18 protein-coding genes are annotated in these 21,692 nt (G+C 68.3%); 9 read left to right on the forward strand and 9 right to left on the reverse strand.

The window, feature by feature from the left end:
• Nucleotides 1–25: 25 nt before the first annotated feature.
• From RM543_RS06440 to RM543_RS06460, 5 genes are all read right to left on the reverse strand, one after another.
• The gene (locus tag RM543_RS06440) at nucleotides 26–1,306 is read right to left on the reverse strand and encodes a TRAP transporter large permease (protein ID WP_311690073.1); all 1,281 of its coding nucleotides are present in this window, start codon (nucleotides 1,304–1,306) and stop codon (nucleotides 26–28) included.
• Entirely contained in the window at nucleotides 1,303–1,803 is a 501-nt protein-coding gene (locus tag RM543_RS06445) for a TRAP transporter small permease (RefSeq protein WP_311690074.1), read from the reverse strand. Before RM543_RS06445 ends, RM543_RS06440 begins: the two co-directional genes overlap by 4 nt.
• A 66-nt stretch (nucleotides 1,804–1,869) precedes the next feature.
• On the reverse strand, nucleotides 1,870–2,838 hold the full coding sequence (locus tag RM543_RS06450; protein WP_311690075.1) for a TRAP transporter substrate-binding protein: 969 nt from the start codon (nucleotides 2,836–2,838) through the stop codon (nucleotides 1,870–1,872).
• 82 nt (nucleotides 2,839–2,920) lie between these two features.
• The gene (locus RM543_RS06455; RefSeq protein WP_311690076.1) at nucleotides 2,921–3,346 is read right to left on the reverse strand and encodes a hypothetical protein; all 426 of its coding nucleotides are present in this window, start codon (nucleotides 3,344–3,346) and stop codon (nucleotides 2,921–2,923) included.
• A 19-nt stretch (nucleotides 3,347–3,365) separates the two neighbouring features.
• Complete coding sequence (locus tag RM543_RS06460; protein ID WP_311690077.1) at nucleotides 3,366–5,003, reverse strand: alpha-amylase family protein; 1,638 nt, start codon at nucleotides 5,001–5,003, stop codon at nucleotides 3,366–3,368.
• A gap of 678 nt (nucleotides 5,004–5,681) precedes the next feature.
• Between RM543_RS06460 and RM543_RS06465 the strand changes: the two genes are divergently transcribed.
• From RM543_RS06465 to RM543_RS06475, 3 genes are all read left to right on the forward strand, one after another.
• The gene (locus RM543_RS06465; RefSeq protein ID WP_311690078.1) at nucleotides 5,682–6,368 is read left to right on the forward strand and encodes a FadR/GntR family transcriptional regulator; all 687 of its coding nucleotides are present in this window, start codon (nucleotides 5,682–5,684) and stop codon (nucleotides 6,366–6,368) included.
• A gap of 93 nt (nucleotides 6,369–6,461) precedes the next feature.
• Nucleotides 6,462–6,929: a FadR/GntR family transcriptional regulator gene (locus RM543_RS06470; protein ID WP_311690079.1), complete on the forward strand. Its 468-nt coding sequence runs from the start codon at nucleotides 6,462–6,464 to the stop codon at nucleotides 6,927–6,929.
• Nucleotides 6,930–7,138: 209 nt separating this feature from the next.
• Nucleotides 7,139–7,462: a PRC-barrel domain-containing protein gene (locus tag RM543_RS06475; RefSeq protein ID WP_311690080.1), complete on the forward strand. Its 324-nt coding sequence runs from the start codon at nucleotides 7,139–7,141 to the stop codon at nucleotides 7,460–7,462.
• 82 nt (nucleotides 7,463–7,544) lie between these two features.
• On the opposite strand, the gene RM543_RS06480 is transcribed toward RM543_RS06475, so the two are convergent.
• Together RM543_RS06480 and RM543_RS06485 are read right to left on the reverse strand one after the other, a co-directional pair.
• Nucleotides 7,545–8,912, reverse strand: coding sequence for a phosphomannomutase (locus tag RM543_RS06480; RefSeq protein ID WP_311690081.1), 1,368 nt, complete (start codon nucleotides 8,910–8,912; stop codon nucleotides 7,545–7,547).
• 132 nt (nucleotides 8,913–9,044) lie between these two features.
• The gene (locus tag RM543_RS06485) at nucleotides 9,045–9,737 is read right to left on the reverse strand and encodes an arylesterase (protein WP_311690082.1); all 693 of its coding nucleotides are present in this window, start codon (nucleotides 9,735–9,737) and stop codon (nucleotides 9,045–9,047) included.
• On the opposite strand from RM543_RS06485, the gene RM543_RS06490 reads away from it, so the two are divergent.
• From RM543_RS06490 to mnmH, 3 genes are all read left to right on the forward strand, one after another.
• Nucleotides 9,736–10,434 carry an ABC transporter ATP-binding protein gene (locus RM543_RS06490; RefSeq protein ID WP_311690083.1) on the forward strand — a complete coding sequence of 233 codons (699 nt, stop codon included), beginning with the start codon at nucleotides 9,736–9,738 and terminating at the stop codon, nucleotides 10,432–10,434. The two genes, RM543_RS06485 and RM543_RS06490, sit on opposite strands and share 2 nt — an antisense overlap.
• Nucleotides 10,431–12,959: an ABC transporter permease gene (locus RM543_RS06495; RefSeq protein ID WP_311690084.1), complete on the forward strand. Its 2,529-nt coding sequence runs from the start codon at nucleotides 10,431–10,433 to the stop codon at nucleotides 12,957–12,959. The genes RM543_RS06490 and RM543_RS06495 overlap by 4 nt, the downstream gene beginning before the upstream one ends.
• A gap of 95 nt (nucleotides 12,960–13,054) precedes the next feature.
• Complete coding sequence (gene mnmH / locus RM543_RS06500; RefSeq protein WP_311690085.1) at nucleotides 13,055–14,101, forward strand: tRNA 2-selenouridine(34) synthase MnmH; 1,047 nt, start codon at nucleotides 13,055–13,057, stop codon at nucleotides 14,099–14,101.
• 113 nt (nucleotides 14,102–14,214) lie between these two features.
• Here the strand turns inward: mnmH and RM543_RS06505 are convergent, their stop codons facing one another.
• Nucleotides 14,215–14,481: a spike base protein, RCAP_Rcc01079 family gene (locus tag RM543_RS06505; RefSeq protein WP_311690086.1), complete on the reverse strand. Its 267-nt coding sequence runs from the start codon at nucleotides 14,479–14,481 to the stop codon at nucleotides 14,215–14,217.
• 203 nt (nucleotides 14,482–14,684) lie between these two features.
• Here RM543_RS06505 and RM543_RS06510 point away from each other — a divergent pair, with 203 nt between their 5' ends.
• The 3 genes from RM543_RS06510 to RM543_RS06520 are packed head-to-tail and all read left to right on the forward strand — an operon-like array spanning nucleotide 14,685 to nucleotide 18,759.
• Entirely contained in the window at nucleotides 14,685–15,362 is a 678-nt protein-coding gene (locus RM543_RS06510) for a paraquat-inducible protein A (protein ID WP_311690087.1), read from the forward strand.
• Nucleotides 15,359–16,036: a paraquat-inducible protein A gene (locus RM543_RS06515; RefSeq protein WP_311690088.1), complete on the forward strand. Its 678-nt coding sequence runs from the start codon at nucleotides 15,359–15,361 to the stop codon at nucleotides 16,034–16,036. The genes RM543_RS06510 and RM543_RS06515 overlap by 4 nt, the downstream gene beginning before the upstream one ends.
• Nucleotides 16,033–18,759 (forward strand): MlaD family protein, encoded by a 2,727-nt coding sequence (locus tag RM543_RS06520; protein WP_311690089.1) that lies wholly within the window; start codon nucleotides 16,033–16,035, stop codon nucleotides 18,757–18,759. Before RM543_RS06515 ends, RM543_RS06520 begins: the two co-directional genes overlap by 4 nt.
• A gap of 113 nt (nucleotides 18,760–18,872) precedes the next feature.
• Here RM543_RS06520 and RM543_RS06525 read toward each other — a convergent pair whose 3' ends face one another.
• Nucleotides 18,873–21,596 carry a hypothetical protein gene (locus RM543_RS06525; RefSeq protein ID WP_311690090.1) on the reverse strand — a complete coding sequence of 908 codons (2,724 nt, stop codon included), beginning with the start codon at nucleotides 21,594–21,596 and terminating at the stop codon, nucleotides 18,873–18,875.
• Nucleotides 21,597–21,692 lie beyond the last annotated feature (96 nt).

A 21,692-nucleotide genomic window follows, 5' to 3' on the forward strand; every position in this document is an offset into this window, starting at 1 on the left:
CTGCCGTCTCTGCGCGGGCGCATCTTCAGTTCCCCTTAATCAGCTCGACCGGCCAGAGCGAAATCGCCGGGACATAGGTGATCAGCATGAGCGCGGCGAACACCGTCAGCACGAACCAGACCAGCTCGGGGATGATCTCCTCGATCTTCAGCCGGGCCACGGCGCAGGCGGCGAAGAGGTTCACCCCAAGCGGCGGGGTGATCATGCCCATGGCCAGGTTGACCACGGTAATCAGTCCGAAATGCACGGGATCGACCCCGTAGGCCACCGCGATGGGCGTCAGGATCGGGGCCAGGATCAGGATGGCCGCGGCAGTCTCGATGAACATGCCGATGATCAACAGAAGGATGTTCACGGCCAGCAGGAAGGCAAGCTTGCTGTCGAAGACGCTGGTGATCCATTCGGCGAGCTCGCGCGGCAGGCCGGAGCGCGCGATCAGGAAGGAGAACAGTGCGGCGGCAGAGATGATCAGCATGATCGCCGAGGTCGACAGCACCGTGGACTTGAGGATCGGCAGCAGATCTCTCGGCTTCAGTTCGCGGTAGAACAGCATCCCCACGATGATCGCGGCGACCACCGCAGCGGCGCTGGCCTCGGTAGGGGTGAAGATGCCGCTGTAGATGCCGCCCAGGATGACCACCGGGACCAGCAGGGCAGGGGCCGCGCCCAGCAGTGCCGGGGCGAAATGCGGACGGGAGCCGGCCTCGATCTTGCCGATGCCCCGAACGCGGCACATGATGATCACGAGCGTCATCAGGGCGGCGGCCACCAGCAGGCCCGGTCCCAGGCCCGCCAGGAACAGGTCCCCGATCGAGGTCTCGGTGGAGACACCGTAGAGGATCAACGGGATCGACGGCGGGATCAGCACGCCGAGCTCCGCCGAGCTGGCCTGCACGGAGGCCGCCAGCGGCGCCGGGTAGCCCTGCTTGACCATGGCCGGGATCAGGATCGCGCCGATGGCGAAGGTGGTGGCCACGGAAGAGCCGGAGACAGAGGCGAAGAGCATGCAGGTCAGCACGCAGGAGGCCGCCAGACCGCCCTGGATGCCGCCCACGACGGACTTCGCCAGCTCGACCAGCCGATGAGAGATGCCTCCGGCGGACATCAGGTTCCCGGCAAGGATGAACAGCGGAATGGCCATCAGCGGGAAGCTGTCGAGCCCGGTGAACATCCGCTGCGCCACCAGCAGAAGCGGCAGGCTTCCCTGCACCTCGATCCCGATGACGGACGCGAGGCCGATGGCGACGGCGATCGGCACGCCGATGACGAAGAAGATCATCAGCGACAGGGCGATTGCGGTATTCACTGCAGGACCTCCGCCTCGGGGCACCAGTGGCCCTGCGCGGCGCGGATGGCACTGCCGACGGCGGCCAGGACGATGAAGACGGAAGAGACCGGCAGCGCCGCGTAGGCCCAGGACATCGACATGTCCAGCGCCGCGACCTTCTGGTTCGCGACCCGTTCGGCCATGGCCCAGCCCTGCCAGAACAGGATGCAGAAGAAGATGATCGTCAGCACGGCGGCGGACAGGTGCAGCCCCAGCCCCAGCTTCTGCGGCAGGCTGCGTTGCAGCACGTCCACGGCGATCATGCCGCTTTCGCGGATCCCCGGAGCAACGCCCATGAAGACCCCCCAGATCATCGCGAACCGGGTGATGACCTCCGACCATGTCGAGGGATGCCCGAAGACGAAGCGCGCCGAGACCTGGTAGACCGCGAGGCCCGTGGCGATCAGCAGGAAGATGATCGCGAGGCCAAGAGCGATGCGCGTGGTAAGCGTCTCAAGACGCAGGAACAGGGCCATCGGCGGGCATCCTTTCGAAAAAGAGGGCCGGCGCCCTGGCGCCGGCCCGGTGTCGTCACTCGATGATTATTCGACTGCCTTGATGCGCTCGATCATCTCGCTGCCGTATTCGTCGGTGTAGACCCCGTAGGAGGCTTCCTCGGCCAGCCGGGCGAAGGGCGCCTTGTCGATCTGCGTGGTGACCTCCATGCCGTTCTCACGCATCAGGGCCACTCCGGCTTCTTCCAGGCGGTTGACCTCGGCGCGGTTGGCTTCGACTGCGGCTGCCGCGGCTTCGTAGAACCAGCCCTGCTCTTCCTCGGTCAGCCCGTCGAAGAGCACCGGCGAGGCCAGCAGGATCGCAGGTGAATAGACGTGGCCGGTGAGCGACGCATACTTCTGCACGTCCCAGAACTTGGACGCGGAGATCACGGTGACGGGGTTTTCCTGCCCGTCCACGACCCCGGTTTGCAGGGCGCCGAAGAGCTCGGGGAAGGCCATCGGCGTGGGCGATGCGCCGAGGCCGGTGAAGGCCGCCATGTGCACCTTGTTCTCCATGGTGCGCATCTTCAGGCCATCGAGGTCCTCTGGAGCCAGCACCGGGCGCACGTTGTTGGTCACGTGGCGAAAGCCGTTCTCGCCCCAGGCCAGGCCGACGAGGTTCTGCTCATTCACCTTCTCGAGCAGCTCCTGGCCGATCTCGCCGTCCAGCACCGCGCGGGCGTGATCGTAGTCACGGAACAGGAAGGGCAGGTCGAAGGCGTAGGCTTCGGGGACGAAGTTGCCGAGCGGACCGCTGGAGATCAGCGCCATGTCGACAGAGCCGATCTGCAGGCCCTCGATCAGGTCGCGTTCACCGCCCAACTGTCCGGCCGGAGCCTGCTCGCCCACGAATTTGCCGTCCGAAAGCTCTTCGAGGGTGTCGAAGAAGGCCTCCGCGCCCAGCCCGAAGTGAGAGGTCGGTGAAGTGATCGTCGCGATCACGACCCGCTGCTGCGCTTCGGCCGCGCTGGCCAGTGCAAAAGCCGCAACCGTGCCCAGGATGTAGTGTTTCATGGTTTCTCCTCCTCAGTTGTCTGGTCTGGTCGGGTCCGGCGCAGGCAGCTTGATCGACGCGCCGGGGGGATCTTGCCCAACCTCAGGATTGCTGCCTTGGCGTCACCGCGCTCTCCTCCAGCACGATGACCTCGAACAGGTTCAGCTCCGGCAGATCCAGCACCAGCGCCCCGTCGTCCTGGCGCCCCTCGATCTGCATGTTCGCCTGCAGCAGCCGCGCCGGGCCCTTGCCGCCTGCGATGCGCAGGACGCCGCCGCGGATCGGCAGATGTGGCCCGACGGAGCGGGTCCGGAAGCCGCTCTGGTTCAGCAGGTGGATCACCAGCCCCGCCTCTGACCGGCTGACCATGATCTCCACCTGGTCGGGCAGATCCGCGGTGACGGCGGGGGGTGCCAGACCGGCGACTTGATCCAGGAAGAACTCGCGGATCTCGGTGGTGCCAAGCTCCCGGTAGGTGTGGCCGATGGTCCAGGGCAGCAGGGTCACGCTGCCGCAGCCGCTGGTCATGCGAACTGCGGCGGGATGGTCACTTGGCACGTGGCCATAGCATTTCTCCGGCGGACCGAAGGGCGCCCGGGGCACGAGCCGGCCCAGCTTTTCCGCGCGCGGTTTCCAGACGTGATGGGCATAGCTGCCGAAGACCGGCACCACGTTGGGCCGGAAGGCGAAGGCATTTGCCTCTTCCTGCGCCGCATCGGTGACATAGGTGGACCAGAGCTCGGCACCGGTCATCGGTTCGCCAGCACGCATGACGGCGGGACCGGTTGCCAGCTCGCCCTCTCCCTCGTCGGTGATGGCGCTGTTGCCGGTCAGCACGACATGGCCGCCCGCCCGAACGTAGCCATCCAGCGCAGCGGCCGCCTCGGTGCCGATCCGGCAGGATCACCATCTGGTAGGCGTCCAGGCGCCCTTCCACGGCGATCTTGGTCAGAAACTCCTCCGAGAGGGTATCGAAGGGCAGGTTGGCCTCGACCAGCCCGGAATAGAGCCCGCGATACTCGGACACGCTGCGGGCATAGGTGGGATCCGCGCGGCGCACCGGGTTCGGACGCACGAGCGCGATGTTCGAGGCAGGTTGCAGGCCGGTATAGACATCGTGGTGATCGCGGTGGAACCCCTCGATGCGCGCGGCCTCGGGCAGGTTCGCGTAGGGAATGCGCCCCGGCGCGCCCATGATGTAGGTCGAGGGATTGCCGCCGCGCGCGATTGCCTGCAGCAGGTACTGCGCGAACATCTCCGGCTGCTCGCCGGACATGCGATAGGGCATGTCCACGAAGGAGACCGAGTTCACCAGCAGGGAGACCTCCGGCAGGCCGGTCATGTGGGCGCTGACGTTCTCCGAAGTATTGTGATGCCAGGGCTCGCGTCCGAAGGCGTTGTTCGCCTCGTAATAGACGATGGGCGCGCCGCGCTTCAGCACCAGCGCCGCATCGGCGCGGCGGTTGCTGATATGCGTGGCGATCTTGGCGCACAGCGTGGTGGCGACCTCGTCCGCAAAGGCCAGCCATTCGCTGTAATGCGGGTGGCCGGGGCCGTCGGGCAGCGCCTTGCCACCGGCGTAGGCGGCAAAGCCCGCGTGGCAATCATCGCAATGGCACACCCCGTGGTAGACCCGGCTGTAGTCCATCTCGGAGAAGTCGAACCAGTTGAAGAAAAAGCCGTCGATCTCGTAGCGGTCGATGACCTCGTCCAGGATATCCAGCGAGCGCTCCTGGTAATAGGGCCGGCTGGGGCAGGTGCTGTAGAGCGTGTTGTAGATCTGCGGCGCGCCCTTGGGCGAGACGAACAGCCATTCGGGATGCTCGCGCGCGATGCGGGGGGCGACCTTCGAAAAGTCCAGCCGGCTGAGCACGCGGATGCCGCGCGCCTTGGCCGCCTTGACCGCATCCCCGATCAGGTCGCCCGAGGGGCGGTCGATCAGGAAGGGAATGCGGGTCTGGTAGGGCAGGTCCGTGGGATAGAAGGACGAGATGCCTCCGGTGTTGATCAGCCAGGTGGTCGCGCCCTGGGCTTCGATCACGTCCAGCACGGCCTCCACGTCCATGGTGGCGTCGATTTCCTGGAGGTTCGTCTGGAACACCGAAAACGGCTTGCGCCACCATCCGCCCGTATCGGCTGCGGAGGTTCCGGTGGCTGACCGCACCAGTTCATCGGTCTGTGACATGGAGTCTCCCTCTCGTCGAAACGCCCGCCGGACGACGCGCAGGACTTCAGACGGGACTGCCCGGGGGGCGCCCGTGCACCGGCCTGCGGATATCGCGCGAAGCGGTGGTCCTAGGCTTGCGACAGGACTTTCAGTTCGGTCGTGGTTGCCTCAGACATCATTGCCGGTCCGCCTCCCCGCGGGTCGTTCGTTCGCCGCCGCGCCAGTTCCTGCGAAAGGGCGGTTGCGAAATACAACTTATTTTTACACCTTTAGACATCTGCAATAACTTGGCAATCCCAATATCAGATTTAGCAGCGGCATATCTGGCCGCCCGGGATCATCTGGATCCGGGTGCAGACACTGGCGCCGGCATGGACGATGGTCCTGCCAATCACCTCGAGACTCGGGCGGGCCCGTCGCTCCATCGGTCCCACCGACCATTATGGATACGGCCGCGGCGCAGGTGTGCGGCGCAACGCCTGCCCTCCATCGGAATCCCCCTGGCAGGCACAGCTGTTTACAAATACGGCAACTATATTGTCTGCGGCTTACCACGTTGGTACATATCGACGATATCGCACGCTCAGGGCCGGACCCCCGCGACCATGTTTTGAACTCTGCTACACGCCTTGCCTCGGGCGCCCGCATCGTCGGGCCCTCGGACCAGCGCTTTCACTCGGGAGATGACCTTTGACCGTGAGGGATACCACGACCAAGTTGTCGGATGTTGCCTACCGCGAAATGCTGGATCTGATCCGCGACGGCACCTGGGCGACCAAGTCGCGCCTGCCTTCGGAAAATGAAATGGCCGCAAGCTTCGGGGTATCGCGCCCGGTGATCCGGCAGGCTCTTGCCCGGCTGCGCGAGGAAGGGCTGATTTCGTCCCGACGCGGTTCCGGCAGCTTCGTGACCCGCACGCCGACAAGCGAGTCACAGTTCCCCTCGATCACCAGCATCGCGGACATCACGTCGCTGGCCAAGTACCGCGAAGGTATCGAAAGCGAATCCGCCGCCCTTGCCGCAGAGCGACGCAGCGAAGAGCAGCTGGAACGGCTGACGGCCTTCTCCGCCTGCCCGCAGGGCGGAACAAGCGAAGAGGGTGCGGACCGGGATTTCGACTTTCACATGGAGGTCGCCACGGCCTCGGGAAACCCGTTCTACATCAATACGTTGTTGTCTCTGCGCGAACAGGTGCGCATATGCATGAACCTGACCTGGAACATCGCCGTGGTCAGCGCCGACTTCACCGAGACGGTGAATCGCGAGCACAGGACCATCCTCGAGACGATCCGCGATGGTGATCCGGAGCGGGCGCGCAGCGCCATGCGGAAGCACATTCACGATTCCCACGCGCGCCTGATGCGCGGGCGGCCGTTAGGCTGAGAACGGCCCGCGCCACCTCTGCCGAACCGAGGAATAACTTGAATGGCCATGGGCATTTTGCAACCGTAAGGCAATCGAGCGGAGCGCAGTCCAGTGAACACCCGGGCCCATTGTTTCGAGTTCAGGATCGGCGTGGAAGGCGAAGCCGCCGCAGCCGCCGCGCTGCACAGGACGCGCCACGACATGATCCGTCTGAAGGCGGCAATGTCCGACCTCGAGGCGCATCACAAGGCGGGCGACTACTCCTTCGAGATGGATTTCGCGTTTCACCTGGCGGTCGCCCAAGCGGCGCACAACCCCTACTTCCCGCGGAGCCTGGAAACTCTGCGGCCGGTGATCCGGCAGGGGATGCTGCTGGCGATTTCCCCCTCGGGCCTGGCCCCGGAACAGAAGGGCGCGGCCATTCGCGAACAGCACCGCGACATCTACAGGGGCATCGTGCGGGGCGATGACACCGGTGCGCGGCTGGCCATGCGCCGGCATCTTCTGCGCTGCCACCAGTCGACCATGCATTGGGACGGGGCAGAGGTGGAAACCGGGCTTGAGGAACAGGGCTACTAGCCCTTTGCAGGCCGGTGCCTGGATCTGTCTGCGCGCGACCAACCTTTTGAACCTGCGTCGCTCTGCGGGAACTGCTCTTGCGCGCAGCTCCGGGCAGGACCCGCCGGCCCGCCGGAGATAAAGGTCCGTCAGCCGGCTTTCGCCGTGTCGTGGAACATGTCGCCGAGGCGGCGTGTTGGGCGGCGAACATGGAAACGAAAGGCAAGACCATGAAAAGCATCATGATTGCAGCGCTGTCCCTTCCGCTGGCAACGGCCGCCATGGCTCAATCTGCCGATATCTCCGGCTACACCGAGATGGACGATATCGACGTGATCGGCGCCGACGGCGAAGAGGTCGGCGAAATCGAGAGCGTGCTGCTCGACGACTCGGGCGTCCCGGTGGCGTACGTGGTCGAGATCGACGACGGTTTCCTCGATCTGGGCGATTCCGATGTCGTCATCGGCTTCGACGCCCTCACCTGGGAGAACGGGCACTACACCACGACGATGACGTCGGGCGAGGTCGAAGCCCTTCCGGTCTGGGACGACTGATCGGTTTCACCTCGAGAAACGGAGAAGGGGGGTCGCTAGCGCGGCCCCCTTTTCTCGTTCGACCGTCCGTCATCGGACGGGATCAAAGCTGCGGCTTCAGGGCGGCCAGTGTTGCCGAAACACGCGCATGCGCGGCTTCGTCCGTTGCCGCCTCGGCATAGCAGCGCAATTCGGGCGCGTTTCCAGACAGACGCAGATGGACGATGTCGCCGTCCGGCAGCCGCATTCTGAGACCGTCCGTCAGATCGACCTCCGAGGCGGGCGCGCCGAGGAGTTGTTCCCGCGCGTCGCCGTCCCGGGTCAGGTGCGCTATCAGGTCCTGCGCCTTGCCCGTGTCGATCTCCTGCAGGCGATCCGCCGCCCTGTGGCGCGCCGGCAGGTCTGCCAGAAGGCCGGCAAGGTCCGTTCCCTCCTGCCGTGCCAGAACGAGCGGCGCGATGAGGGGCAAAGCGGCGTCCCGCGTCATCAGGCGGGGCAGGGGGCGGACGAGTTGCGCATCGAAGCCGAGGAGAAAGCCGCCATTGGCCTCGAACCCGACGGCCCGCTCGATCCCCTCCATCCCCGCAATGACGTAAGGCGAGCCGATCTTCGTCCGGATGACCCGGTCCAGGGCTCCCGAGGCCTCGATCGCGGTATTGGACGACACGGGCGTCACCGCGATGCGCGCGTCCACCGCGCGCGCCGTCAGAAGGCCGAGAAGGTCGCCGGGGATCACGCGGCCCTGCCCATCGGTCAGAAGCGGGCGGTCCGCATCGCCGTCGGTGGACAGGATCGCATCCAGACCGTGCTCTGCGCTCCAGCCGAGGAAGCGCTCCGCCGTCTCGGGGGACACGGCTTCGGTATCGACGGGCACGAAACGATCGGCCCGGCCAAGGCGCAGGACCTGAGCCCCGAGGGATGTCAGAAGCTCCGCAAGGAGGTCGCGAGCGACGGAGGAATGCTCGTAGAGACCGAGCCGATAGCCTGAGAGCGCATCCGGCCCGAACGCGTCCAGATACCGTGCAGCATAAGCGGACCGGACCTCCGCCTCCCGGTTCGGTGCCGTGCCGGGGACCGGCAGAGGCGGTTCGGACAGTGCGGCGGTGATCGCGGCTTCGTCCGTCTTGCCGATCTCGGCGCCGCCTCGGGTGTAGAATTTCAGGCCGTTGCGATCGTCCGGGATGTGGCTTCCCGTCACCATGATCGCGGCCGCGCCGCCCTTGTTCGCGGCGAGGGCAAGCGCCGGAGTGGGCACCGCGCCGCACTCCGTCACCTCGAGCCCGGCTGCGCGCGCCGCGTCCGCCACGTCCCCGGCGATGCGGGGGGAGGACGCACGAAGGTCCCGCCCGATCAGGAGCTTGCCGCCGGTGGGGCAGGCCCGCGCGAACGCCGCGACATGGGCGCCGACGACGTCGGCCCCGAGCTCCGTGACGAGGCCCCGGAGGCCGCTCGTGCCGAATTTCGCCGCCATCCTCGTCTCCCGCCGTGCCGCTACGGTTCATCCGGCCTCGGCGTAGCCCGGCAGGCGGGGACCGGCAAGCCGACCGAGATGGCCGATCTTCGTCCCGTCACGCTGTTCGCGGTACGACCGGTTTTCCGGCCCTCACTCCGCGGCGCGCGCGAGCAGCTCCTCGACGCTCGGCCCGATGGCCTCCACGATACGTTTCACGCCGGTCGCGTTGGGATGAATCCCGTCCGCCTGCATGTAGGTCCGCAGGTTGCCGGCCTCGGCCTCCGCACGGAAGGCGGAGAAGAAGTCCGGGTGGAACTGGGTGCCCCAGGTTTCGGCCAGCTCGGGGTACATCGCATCGAACCGCTCCGCGAAGTCCGGACCGTAATTGCCGGGCGCGGTGAGGCCGACGAGAAGCACCTCCACCCCGGCCTCGCTTGCCGCGGACAGGATGCCGTCCAGATTGGCGCGGCTCACGTCCGGATCGATCCCGCGCAGCATGTCGTTGCCGCCGAGCGCCACGATCATCGCGTCCAGGTCGTCTTCGAGGGTGAACGCCGCGCGGGACAGGCCGCCGGCCGTCGTGTCTCCCGAGACACCGGCATTGAGCACGTCGACGTCGTGTCCCCGTTCGGTCAGCCAGGCTTCGAGCTGAGGCACGAGCCCGTCTTCGGCGGGCAATCCGTACCCTTGGGTCAGCGAATCCCCGAGCGCGGCGACGCGGATCGTGTCCGCCACGGCAAGTGCGGGGAGGGATGCGGCAACCACGACCGCGAGAGCCGCCTTGCTGACCCGGCGCCATGCCCCATATGCGGCACGAAGCCCGCGCCACCCCGGAGCCGTCATGCCAGACCCCGTCCTCTCCCTCGATACCGTGCGGCTCAGCCTGCGCAGCAATGCCGGGGAGGTCGAGATCCTGCGCGGCCTGTCCGCCCATGCGGAGCGGGGGGAGACGTTGGGGCTGATCGGTCCGAGCGGGTCTGGCAAGTCGTCTCTCCTCATGATCATGGGCGGTCTGGAGCGCGCGACCTCGGGCAGGGTCCACGCCCTGGGGCAGGACCTGACCGCGATGAACGAGGATGCGCTGGCCCGGTTCCGCCGCGCTCATATGGGGATCGTCTTCCAGTCTTTCCACCTGATCCCCACGATGACCGCGCTCGAGAACGTCGCCACGCCTCTGGAACTCGCCGGTCACAAGGACGCCTTCGGCCGCGCTGCGGAGGAGCTGGACGCCGTGGGCCTCGACAAGCGCAAGGATCACTATCCCGCCCAGATGTCGGGCGGCGAACAGCAGCGGGTGGCGCTGGCGCGCGCCGCGGCACCGCGGCCGGACATCCTCCTTGCCGACGAGCCCACGGGCAATCTCGACGGCGCTACGGGGGAGGCCATCATGGACCTTCTCTTCGGTCTGAGGGACCGGCATGGCGCGACTCTCGTGCTCGTCACCCACGCCCCCGAACTGACGCGGCGGTGCGACCGCGTGATCCGCCTCGAGGATGGGCGCATCGCCGGTGAGGGCGCGACGGCCGAGGCGGCGGAATGAGCCTGCCCAACGCCGCCCGGATCGCCCGGCGCGAACTGAGGGGCGGCCTCAGGGCATTCTGGGTCTTTCTCGCCTGCCTCGCCCTCGGTGTCGCCGCGATCGCCGCCGTCGGGACGGTGCGCGAGGGGATCGAGGGTGGTCTCGACCGCGAGGGGGCGGCGCTGCTCGGCGGTGATGCCGAGCTGTCGTTCACCTATCGCTTCGCCAACGCGGAGGAGATCGGCTGGATGCTGGAGCGCGCCGGGGCGCTCTCGGAGGTTGTCGATTTCCGCTCCATGGCCGTCACCGGCGAGGGGGAGGCGGCCCGCAGGGCGCTGACCCAGGTGAAGGGCGTCGACGATGCCTACCCGCTCTATGGCGAAGTCCGGCTCCAGGGCGGTCAGCCGCTCGGCGATGCCCTCGCGGGGCGGGGCGCACGGCCCGGTGCCGTCATGGCGCCTGTCCTTGCCGCACGCCTCGGCCTTGAAACGGGTGATACGTTCCGCCTCGGCACCGGGAACTTCGTCCTTGCGGGGTTGATCGAGGCGGAGCCCGACGATGCCGGGGACGGGTTCGGCCTCGGCCCCCGGACGCTCGTGAGGCGGATCGACCTTCAGGGTACGGGCCTTCTGGAGCCTGGCACGCTCTTCGACAGCAAGTACCGCATGACCCTGCCGCCCGACACCGATCTGGAAGCGCTCGAAGCGGCGGCGCGGGCGCGGTTCGCGGACGAGGGCCTGAGGTGGCGGGACCGGCGCAACGGCGCACCCGGCATCGCCGAGTTCGTCGAGCAGATGAGCGCGTTTCTCGTTCTCGTGGGTATGGCCGGACTGGCGGTCGGCGGGATCGGCGTGTCCTCCGCGGTCAACGCCTATCTCGACCGCAAGACGGAGGTCATCGCCACGCTGAAATCGCTGGGGGCGGACGGACGGACGATCTTCCTCGCCTATTTCATGCAGATCGGTGCGCTGGCGCTGATCGGGATCGGCATGGGCCTCGCGATCGGCGCCGCCGCTCCGCTCCTTGCCGCGCCTCTTCTCGAAGACCGGCTGCCGATCCCGGCCGATTTCGGTCTCTACCCTCAGCCGCTGGCCGAAGCGGCGCTCTACGGTGCCCTTGCGGCGGCGCTCTTCACGCTCTGGCCGCTGTCCCGCGCCGAGGCCGTGCGGCCAGCGGCCCTCTTCCGCGGCTCGGTGGAGCGGCGATCCCTGCCGCGGGCGCGCTACCTCGTCGCGACGCTCGCCTTGGCTGGCGCCCTCGTCGGCTCCGCCGCGATCCTCTCGCCCGAGCCGATCCTCGCGCTCTACGCGGCGCTGGGCGTGGCGGGCTCCCTCGCGCTTCTGGCGCTGGCAGCCGCGGGCACACGGATCGTCGCGCGGCGGCTCACTCGGTCACGGCTTCTGCGGGGGCGGACGACCCTCCGGCTCGCGGCAGGGTCGGTCGGAGGGCCGGGCGGGGAGACGGCGGCGGTCATCCTGTCCCTCGGCCTCGGCCTGTCGGTCTTGTCCGCGGTGGGGCAGGTGGACCACAACCTGCGCAGCGCCATCGAGACGGAGCTTCCGGACGTCGCGCCCGCCTTCTTCGTCCTCGACATCCAACCCTCCCAGATCGACGGCTATCTGAGCCGCGTCGAAGGCGATCCGGGCGTGTCCCGCGTCGATACGGCGCCGATGCTGCGGGGCGTGATCTCGCAGATCAACGGACGCCCGGCCAGCGAGGTGGCGGATCACTGGGTGCTGTCGGGGGACAGGGGGGTGACCTATTCCGAAGCGCCGCCCGCCCGCACGACGCTGACCTCCGGGACGTGGTGGCCGGAGGGCTATGACGGCCCGCCACAGGTCAGTTTCGCGGCCGAGGAGGGAGCCGAGATGGGCCTCGCCCTCGGTGATGCGATCACGGTCAACATCCTCGGGCGCGAGATCACGGCGGAGATCACGTCCTTCCGGGAGGTCGATTTCTCCTCCGCCGGGATCGGTTTCATCATGTCGATGAACCCGGCCGCGCTCGAAGGCTATCCGCATAGCTGGATTTCCACCGTTTATGCCGAGCCGGATGCCGAGGCGGCGCTCCTTCGGGACATCTCGGGCGCCTATCCCAACATCACCGCCATCGGCGTGCGCGATGCCATCGCGCGGGTCTCGGAGGTTCTGGGCAGCGTCGTTGCAGCGATCACGTCCGGGGCGGGGGCGACCCTCCTCACCGGGATCGTCGTCTTGATCGGCGCGGCGGCCGCCGGGGTGCGGGCGCGCATCTTCGAGGCGGCCGTGTTGCGCACGGTGGGTGCGGTGCGGGGCCAGGTGCTGACCTATCTCGCCCTGCGCTCGGCACTACTCGGCGCGGCGGCTGGGCTGGTGGCGCTTCTCGCCGGCACGATCTCCGCCTGGGCGGTCATGACCTTCGTCCTCGATGCGGACTTCTCGATCGCGGCGGGGCCCGCGCTGGCCATCGTCTTCGGCGGGGCGCTCGCGTCGCTTCTTGCCGGACTGGCCTTCGCCTGGCGTCCGCTGTCGGTCCGGCCGGCGGGTGTTCTGCGTGCGCGCGAATAGGGGGCTGTCGCCCGCCCCGGGGGATATTCAGGTGCACCGGTGACAGGGGCGCCCGGACGCTTTGCTCCCGGGGAGCGCGCGCTGTAGAGGACGGCATGGCCATCAAGCTCACAGACTTCTCGGACCTCTCCACCTTGCCGTTCGACACGGTGATCGACGTACGTGCGCCGTCGGAGTTCGCAGAGGATCACGTGCCGGGGGCGATCAGCCTGCCGGTGCTGAACGATCACGAACGGGCCGAGGTCGGTACGATCTACACCCAGGAAAGTCCGTTCCGCGCGCGCAAGATCGGTGCGGCGCTGATTGCGGCCAACGCGGCGCGGCACCTGTCCGGCCCGCTCGCGGACAAGGAGGGCGGATGGAAGCCGCTGGTCTATTGCTGGCGGGGCGGGCAGCGATCGGGCTCCTTCGCGTCGATCCTGTCGCAGATCGGCTGGCGGGTGGATATCGTCGAGGGCGGGTACCGGAGCTTCCGGCGGCTCGTCGTGAAGGCGCTCCACGACGAGGACCTGCCGCACCGGATCGTCCTGCTCGACGGCGATACCGGCACCGGCAAGACCGATATCCTGGCGCGCATCGCCGAGCGGGGCGGGCAGGTGCTGGATCTCGAGGGGATGGCCAACCATCGCGGCTCCGTCCTCGGGCCGATGCCGGGCGGACAACCGGCGCAGAAGATGTTCGAGACGCGCATCGCGGCAGCGCTCTCGGGATTCGATCCCGAGAGGCCGGTTCTGGTCGAGGCGGAGAGCAGCAAGGTCGGCGCCTGCCTCGTGCCGCCGTCGCTCTGGAAGGCGATGCTCGCGGCGCCGCGCCTGACGGTCGAGGCCGCACAGTCCGAGCGGGCGCGATATCTCGCGCGGGCCTATGGCGACGTGACGGCGGATCTGCCGCATCTCGAAGCGCTCCTTGGCCAGCTCGTGCGCCTGCGCGGACGGGAAACGGTGGAGCGGTGGATCGCCATGGCGCGGGCAGGGCAGATGGAGGCGCTGGCCGCCGACCTGATCGCCCGGCACTACGATGCGCGCTACGCCAAGTCCCGCGCACGGCTGCCGGAGGCCGAGGCGGCGATCGGGATCACGCTGGATGAAGACGGGCTCGACCGCGCGGCCGACCGGATCCTGGCCGAGCTCGCGCGGCTCTGAGGGTCCGGCCGGTCACTCCGGCCACGGGCCCTTCGGGATGGCCGGCGAGGTGCCCCCCCGCCATCCTTGCAGGTCGCATCGCCCGCCGAAGACCGCCGCGCGATGCCCGGGCCTCACCCGTGGATCAGGGCGTGGATCCCGCTCGCGGTGGTTCCGGTCGCGTCCACCCGGCGGATGCCGACGGGAAGGAGCGAGAAATCCCCGACCGCGATGGTGCGGCTCTCCCCGGCGACCGTCACGACCGCAAGCGTGCCCCCGGTCTCGACATAGAGCGCCACGGCGAAGGCGGGCAGATCCGCGCCATCCGCTGGCACCACAGGCGCGATGTCCGGCGCAGGGCCGGAGAGGGAGAGGGAGCGGTTTGCGAACGGGTTCGGCATGGCGAAAGATCTCCGGGTCTGCTGTCAGGCCCCTGTCCTCTTCGAAAGCGCCCTTACCCCGGGTTATGAGCGCGGACGCATTTGCATGCCAAATCGCAACAGATGCACTGTAGGAAAGGGCGATGGCGGTCCCGTGACCGGCCGTGATCTTTCCTTTGCCCCCACGCATGGTACGTTGAGCGCCGCGAAGGGGAACCGATTTCATGGAAGATGCCGCGCTCACGCCCGCGTCCGTTGCCGGCCCCCCGGATACGGACGATCTGATCGCCTGCCCGAAATGTGATGCACTCTACGTCGTTCATGTCCCGAAATCGGGGGAGCGGGCGGTGTGCACGCGCTGCCATCACGTCCTGATCGCGCCGAAGGCCGGGGCCGTTGTGCGCGTCGCGACCCTGTCGCTTACGGTGCTGATCCTGCTCGTCGGCGCGGCGTTCTTTCCGTTTCTCGAGATCCGGGTGCAGGGCTTTCGCAACGCAAGCTCGGTCTTCGACGCGGCGCTGGCCTTCTCCGGGCCGCGGATGGTCGGCCTGTCCATCGCGGTGGCCGCGCTCATCATCCTCATTCCCATGCTGCGGGCGATCCTGACGCTCTACGTCGTCACCCCGATCATCGCCGACCGGACGCCCTTTCCCGGCGCGGCGCGCTGCTTTCGCCTCGCGGAGGAGTTGCGGCCCTGGTCGATGGCGGAGATCTTCGTGATCGGGGTCGGCGTGGCGCTGGTGAAGGTCGCGGATCTGGCGCGGATCGAGTTCGGGCCGGCGTTCTGGATGTTCGGTGCGCTCGTGGTCCTGACCGTGTTCCAGGATGTCTCCATGTGCCGCTGGACGATCTGGCACGAGCTGGACAGCCGCGCCCGCCGCGCCGGGATCCGCCTGACATGAGTGCGCCCCAGCATACCCCGACGGCGCAGGACGCCGGCCTCATCGGCTGCACCGTCTGCGCCAAGGTCTGGCCCCGCGGCACCGAGTTCTGCGGCCGCTGCGGGGAGCCCCTGCGCTCGCGCGACACGCGGAGCCTCAGCCGCGTCTGGGCCTACTGGATCGCGGGCTGGTTCTGCTACGTGCCGGCGAACCTCTATCCGATGCTGCGCACCCAGATGCTGCAGTCCGACCAGGCGAGCACCATCGTCGGCGGCGCGATCGATCTCTACGCGCACGGCGCGGCCGGCGTGGCGCTGATCGTCCTCGTCGCCTCCGTGGCCATCCCGATCGCGAAATTCGTGGCCATCGCCTACCTCGCCATCTCCGTCCGCCGCGGGTGGCAGACCTCCGGCCATCGGCGGATGCAGCTCTACGAATTCGTCGAGTTCATCGGACGATGGTCCATGATCGACGTCTTCGTCGTCGCCATTCTTTCCGCTCTCGTGCAGCTCTCCGTGGTTGCCTCGATCCATCCCGGCCCCGCCGCCCTGACCTTCGCCCTCTCCGTCGTTCTGACCATGATGTCCGCGCGCTCCTTCGACAGCCGCATGATCTGGGACAGCCTCGAGCAGGACAGCGCGCCCGAAGAGGCCAGCCCCGCGGACGCGCCCATTCCCGAAGGACCTTCCGCGTGACCGACCGCGACATACCGCAGACCGAGACCAAGCCCGTCCGGCGCAGCATCTGGGAGCGCGTCAGCGTTGTCTGGGTGGTTCCGTTCGGCGCTCTCGTGATCTCGCTCGCCATCGCCTGGAACAATTACCAGAGCCGCGGTCCACTGATCGAGGTGACGTTCCAGAACGCCTCCGGCATCGTCGAGGGCGAGACGGAACTGCGCTACCGGGACGTGGCCGTGGGCGTCGTCGAGGAGGTGGGCTTCACCTACGATCTGGCCCGCGTGAACGTCACCATCCGCGTGGACAATGACGTCGCCGACTACATCGACGAGAGCGCTGTCTTCTGGGTCGTCCGTCCCGAGGTCACGGCGCAGGGCGTCACCGGCCTCTCCACCGTGCTGTCCGGTGTCTACATCGAAGGCTCGTGGGATCAGGAGGCGCAGGGCGCAGGCTACAGGTTCGAGGGTCTGGAGCGCACTCCCGTCGCCCGGCCCGACCAGGAGGGCCTGCGCTTCGTTCTCAGGGCCGAGCCGGGGGAGAGCATCTCCGGCGGGACGTCGATCCTCTACAAGGGGCTGGAGGTCGGTCGCGTGGGTGAGCCGCGCATCGCCGAGGACGGCGTGTCGGTGCTGGCGGACGCATTCGTCGCCGCGCCCCACAATCGCCTCGTCACCTCGCAGACCCGGTTCTGGGATACCTCCGGTTTCACCTTCTCCATCGGGCCGGGCGGGGCCGAGGTCGATTTCGAGAGCGTCGGCTCGTTGATCTCGGGCGGCATCAGTTTCGAGACCGCCGTCTCCGGCGGGCAGTCGATCGAGAACGGCGAGGTCTTCTCGCTCTTCCCCAGCCAGTCCGATGCGATGAGCAGCCTGTTCTCCCGCTCCGACGGAGAGAACCTGATCCAGGTGGCCGTGGTCTTCGAGGACAATGTCAGCGGTCTTTCCGCCGAGGCGCCGGTGGTTCTCAACGGGCTCCAGATCGGTCAGGTGGACAACCTGACGGGCCTCGTCGATCCGGAGCGGTTCGGAGACGATCAGGTGCGCCTCGTGGCGACGATTTCGATCCGCGCCGAGCAACTCGGCCTCGCCGGATCATCCGACAGCCGCGAGGAGGTCCTCGATTTCCTCGCCGATCGCGTGGATGCGGGGCTCCGCGCACGTCTCATCAACGGCTCGATCCTGACCGGAGGGCTGAAGGTCGAACTTGCCGTGATAGACGACGCCGAACCGGTCGCATTCGATCCCGAGGGGGAACCGTTCCCGGTCCTGCCGACCGTCGCCTCCGATGTACGGGACGTCGCCGCGACCGCCGAGGGTGTCTTCACCCGGATCAACAACCTTCCCATCGAGGAACTCCTCGGCGCCGCCATCCGGGTGATGGACAACGCCGCGACCCTCATCGGCAGCGAGGATACCCAGCGCATCCCCGGCGAGGCCGCGGGGCTCATCGCCGATGTCCGCGACGTCGTCGGCAGCGAGGAGATACAGGAACTGCCCGAGCGGATCGGTGCGGCGGTGGCCGATGTACAGGCCATCCTCGCCCAGATCGAGGCGGAGGAGGGTATAGCCCGGATTCTCGCCGCGGTGGACAGCGCCGGTGAGGCGGCGGACGGTATCGCCGTCGTCGCCGAGGGTGTGCCGGAGGTCCTGGCCGGGATCGAGGCGGTCACGGCGAAGGTGAACACGCTCGATCTCGAAACCCTGATCGACGAGGCCAACGGCGTCGTGGCGTCGGCCGGCCGGATCCTGGGCGGGGAGGCGGCGCAAGCCATCCCGGCCAGCCTCTCCGCCGCGCTCGACAGCGTCCAGAGCGCTGCCACCGAAGCGACGGGCGTTCTGGCCGAAGCGGACACGACGCTTGCAAGCCTGAACGAATCCGAAGCGGCGAGCCGTCTCGTCGGCGCACTCGATGCCGCCGAGGCGGCCGCACGCGATGTCGGCGCCTCGCTCGAAGGGGTGCCCGAGCTGGTGGACCAGATCGGCGCGGTCGCGGCCAAGGCCGAAGCGCTCGACATCGAGTCCCTCCTTGCATCCGCGACGGATCTCTCCCGCAGCGCTGACACGCTCCTGTCGGACAGCTCCACGATCGCCCTCCCGGGCAACCTGACCCGCTCCCTGGGCAGTCTCGACCTTGCCGTGAACGAGGTGACGCAGGCCTTGCGGGACATCAACGAGCAGCAGGCCGTCAGCCGGCTCGTGACCGCGCTCGAAGACGCCGGAACGGCCGCCACCAACGCCGCGACGGACGTGTCCTCCGCGGTGGAAGGCGTTCCGGATCTGGTCGCTGAAATCCAGGCGGTCGCGGCGAAGGCGAACTCGCTGGCCGTGGAGCAGCTGATCGCCGAAGTGACCGGGCTGGTCAATTCGGCCGACGCCCTGATCGGCACGGAGGACGCCAGGGCGCTGCCGGCGTCGCTGAACGGCGCGCTGGACCAGTTGAACCTCGCGCTCGAGGAGCTGCGCGAGGGCGGAACGGTGGAGAACGTGAACGCCACTCTCGCCTCGGCGCGCGGCGCCGCGAACAGCATCGCCGGCGCGGCGGACCAGCTTCCGGCGCTCGTGAACCGCATCGGGACGCTTCTGGCGCAGGCCGAGGGCACGCTCTCCGTCTATGGCGAGAACGGCAACCTCAACCGCGATGCCCGCGCCGCGCTGCGCGAGGTGTCCCAGGCGGCGGCGGCGGTCAGCTCCCTTGCCCGAGCCATCGAACGCCGCCCCAACTCGCTCCTGACCGGGCGCTGAACGCAAGACGGGCCGGGGGAACAGCCCCGGCCCGTCCAGGCTTCTCATCACGGTTTGGGCGCGGGTGGCGCGGTGGTCCCGCCGGCACCTCGGCCGCCGTGCGCCGTCCCCCGTTACTGCCCAGCCATGGAGTGCGTCACCCGCGCATAGCGCGACGACTGGTCCACGGCGAAGCGGCCCGGGCCGAGCTTCACGAGGCGCCCCTGCCGCAGCAGCAGTCCGAAGGACCGCAGGCTCTCCTCGCGGGACAGGTCTTCGTGTCCGGCCAGCGAACGCACGCGCTTCATGACCTCGGGATGCGAGATATGCTGCCGGCCCTCGACCGTGCTGCAATAGGCTGCCGCACATTCGAGCAGGTCCTCCAGCCCGCGGGTCTCCATCCGCTCCGCGAACTCGACGAAGCTTGCCTCGACCTCAGCCGCTTCGGCGCTCTCCTCCGTCTCCTCGGGGGCGATATCGAGCTGTCCGGCCACGCGGCGGGGGCGGACGGGTTCGCTCGGCCGGTCCACGCGTTGCTCGGACACGAGGATCAGCGGCGAGGGGCCGGGCGCAGCCTCCCGCGCAGTGCGGTGGGCCTGACGGCCACCGCGCGCCGGGCGACGCGGGCGAACGGGGCCGCCGGTGTCGCGCACGCCCCCCGTTTGAGGGGTCAGGTCATCGGCGTCGTAGGGTCCGTCAAGTTCCGGCGCCGCGTCATCCGTCTCCTGCTGGCCTGACTCGTCTCCGGCACCACTCCGCGTGCGAACGATGTCGGCAAGGTCGTCACGATAGGGGCGGGCGACCTCGGCTTCGTTCTCGCGCGGCCCGAGCTCATCCGCCCGGGCGGCGGCGACGGCGGCCTTGAGATGCGCGATGGCATCGCGACGGCGACGAAGTTCCGGTCCCGCGAGGCGGGAATCGGCGTCGTCCATCAGGCGGGAGACGCGGCCCTCGTCCTCGGCATCGGGAAGCGCGCGCGCCCGGCGTTCGGCCGCGGCCTCTTTCCTCGTTTCCGGGGCGTCGTCCTCGTCGTCCTCTGCGCCGCTCTCCTCGTCGCTCGCGAGATCGGCGACTTCTACCTCTTCCTCCTCGCTGTCCTCGGCGTCGGCGTCGGCGTCGGCGTCCACGGCGCGTGCAGGCTCTCTGGCCTCGACAGGCTCCGGCGTGGTCGTCGAAACGCCGATGCCTGCCAGCATACGCGCAAGCTCCGCATCGGACCGATCCTCGTCCTGAATGGCGGGCTCGGGGGACGCAACGGACGCCTTCGCTTCCGTCTCGTCTTCCTCCACCGCGTCTCCGAGAGCCATGGCGAGGGCCCGCTCGGCATCCTCATCGGCCGCGTCGTCTGTATCGTCGTCCGCGTCAGCGTCGGGGGCGCTTTCGAACGCCGCGCTCTCGTCGTTCCCCGTTGCGCGATCCTCGGGGGAGGGGGGCTCGTCGTCGAATTCAAGCGCCGCGAGTTCGCGGAGCAGTTCGGCCTCCTCCTCGTCGCTGAGGCCGCCGCTCGCCGGTTTCGCGGGCTCAGGCGCGACGGGCGGCTCGGGCTCGGGCGGTTCGGCGGGGGCGCTGGCTTGCGGAGCCGCCTCCGTCGGCGCGTCCAGCGCCCTTTCCTCTTCGACGATCTTCGCGGCTTCCTGCAACGCGGCGAGAGACGCTTCCCGCGCCCGGCGTTTCATGCGGATCAGTCGGGGACGCCGCGGGACGACGGGCCCTTCAGTGGCATCCGCGCTTTCGGTCGCGGCGGCGTCCTGCCCGGCGTCCGGCTCGATCGGGGCATCCGCTTCGGGGGAGGCCGCCTCGACGTCTTCGGCAAGATCCTCCTCCGCGTCGCCATCCGTTGGAGCCGCGTGGTCCGCCTCCAGAAGCTCGTCCTCCGAGGGGTCGGCGCTCTCCAGAGCGGTCGGGCCGGTCTCGGCGTCAGCCACTGCATGCGGTTCATCCGCAGCGTCCGCAGGATCCTCCGGCGCGGCGTCCGCGGCGCTGTCCTTGAAGGAATCGTCTTCGCCGTAGATCGTCCAGGCATCCTCCGGATCTTCCCCGTCGGGACCGGATACCATCTGCTCGGCGGCGGTGGAGGACGGTTCGGTCTCTCCCCCGTCTTCGGCAGGATCGTCCCAGGCCCCTTCGTCCGGCTCGTCCGCAGACTCGTCGGCCGTTTCCGCAATGGTCCAGCCGCCCGGCATCGCCGCGATGGCGGCCGGGGACTGGCCGGGCTCGGCGGGGAGCGGCCGGTCGGGGCCTTCGTCCTCGTAGGGCGCCGTGTCGATGATCGGCCCGGCCGTCATCGGGCGGGAGGTGCCGACGACGGAGCGAATGCGGGCAAGCTTCGCGGCGACGCTTTCGGGGATCGTGTCCCGGCGGTCATGCGACGGGGGCAGGGGGGCATCGCGCCTGACCATCCGCGCCGCGTCCGCGGGCTGTTCGCTCAGCTCCGGCAGCGATTCCGGCTCGGGCTCGGGCTCAGGTTCTGGCTCAGGCTCAGGTTCCGGCTCGGTCGAAGACGCAGTGACCGGATCGGGCGCGGGATCTGCGGCCGTCGCTTCGTCCGGCACGTCGGGCGCGGTCTCCGGGGCCTCCTCCTCCTCCGAATCGTCCTCTGGTCCGTCCGAGGGGCGCAGGAGCAGGCCGCGTTCGCTCATCCGCGCCTCGACGCGGCTGTGGATTTCCTTCTCGACGATGCGCTGGAGCATCTCCGCATCGGGGGTCGGCGGCTCGGCGCCGAAATACCGATCGTCTGCCGCAAGGTCCCGGAAATACTCGGAAATGGCCTTCATCGTCCCGAAGGAATCATCGAAGCCTTCCAGCGTGCACGAGAAGGTCCCGTAGGAAACCGTGAGAATCTTGCTCGTTGCAACCATCGACGTGCTCACCTTCTGATAACACGGCGCAAGGGTCCGTCAGGACTGGCGCCTTTCTCGGAGATGACCGCGTGGGTGGGTCATTTCGAGTATCAT

The sequence above is a fragment of the Tropicimonas omnivorans genome, assembly GCF_031846565.1.
GTDB lineage: Bacteria > Pseudomonadota > Alphaproteobacteria > Rhodobacterales > Rhodobacteraceae > Tropicimonas_B > Tropicimonas_B omnivorans.

Bases quoted from the DNA above. Each gene is read 5' to 3' on its own strand.
- RM543_RS06445 (WP_311690074.1), bottom strand. From the start codon at position 1,803: ATGGCCCTGTTCCTGCGTCTTGAGACGCTTACCACGCGCATCGCTCTT.
- RM543_RS06450 (WP_311690075.1), bottom strand. From the start codon at position 2,838: ATGAAACACTACATCCTGGGCACGGTTGCGGCTTTTGCACTGGCCAGC.
- RM543_RS06455 (WP_311690076.1), bottom strand. From the start codon at position 3,346: ATGACCAGCGGCTGCGGCAGCGTGACCCTGCTGCCCTGGACCATCGGC.
- RM543_RS06460 (WP_311690077.1), bottom strand. From the start codon at position 5,003: ATGTCACAGACCGATGAACTGGTGCGGTCAGCCACCGGAACCTCCGCA.
- RM543_RS06475 (WP_311690080.1), top strand. From the start codon at position 7,139: ATGAAAAGCATCATGATTGCAGCGCTGTCCCTTCCGCTGGCAACGGCC.
- RM543_RS06480 (WP_311690081.1), bottom strand. From the start codon at position 8,912: ATGGCGGCGAAATTCGGCACGAGCGGCCTCCGGGGCCTCGTCACGGAG.
- RM543_RS06490 (WP_311690083.1), top strand. From the start codon at position 9,736: ATGCCAGACCCCGTCCTCTCCCTCGATACCGTGCGGCTCAGCCTGCGC.
- RM543_RS06485 (WP_311690082.1), bottom strand. From the start codon at position 9,737: ATGACGGCTCCGGGGTGGCGCGGGCTTCGTGCCGCATATGGGGCATGG.
- RM543_RS06495 (WP_311690084.1), top strand. From the start codon at position 10,431: ATGAGCCTGCCCAACGCCGCCCGGATCGCCCGGCGCGAACTGAGGGGC.
- mnmH (WP_311690085.1), top strand. From the start codon at position 13,055: ATGGCCATCAAGCTCACAGACTTCTCGGACCTCTCCACCTTGCCGTTC.
- RM543_RS06505 (WP_311690086.1), bottom strand. From the start codon at position 14,481: ATGCCGAACCCGTTCGCAAACCGCTCCCTCTCCCTCTCCGGCCCTGCG.
- RM543_RS06510 (WP_311690087.1), top strand. From the start codon at position 14,685: ATGGAAGATGCCGCGCTCACGCCCGCGTCCGTTGCCGGCCCCCCGGAT.
- RM543_RS06515 (WP_311690088.1), top strand. From the start codon at position 15,359: ATGAGTGCGCCCCAGCATACCCCGACGGCGCAGGACGCCGGCCTCATC.
- RM543_RS06525 (WP_311690090.1), bottom strand. From the start codon at position 21,596: ATGGTTGCAACGAGCAAGATTCTCACGGTTTCCTACGGGACCTTCTCG.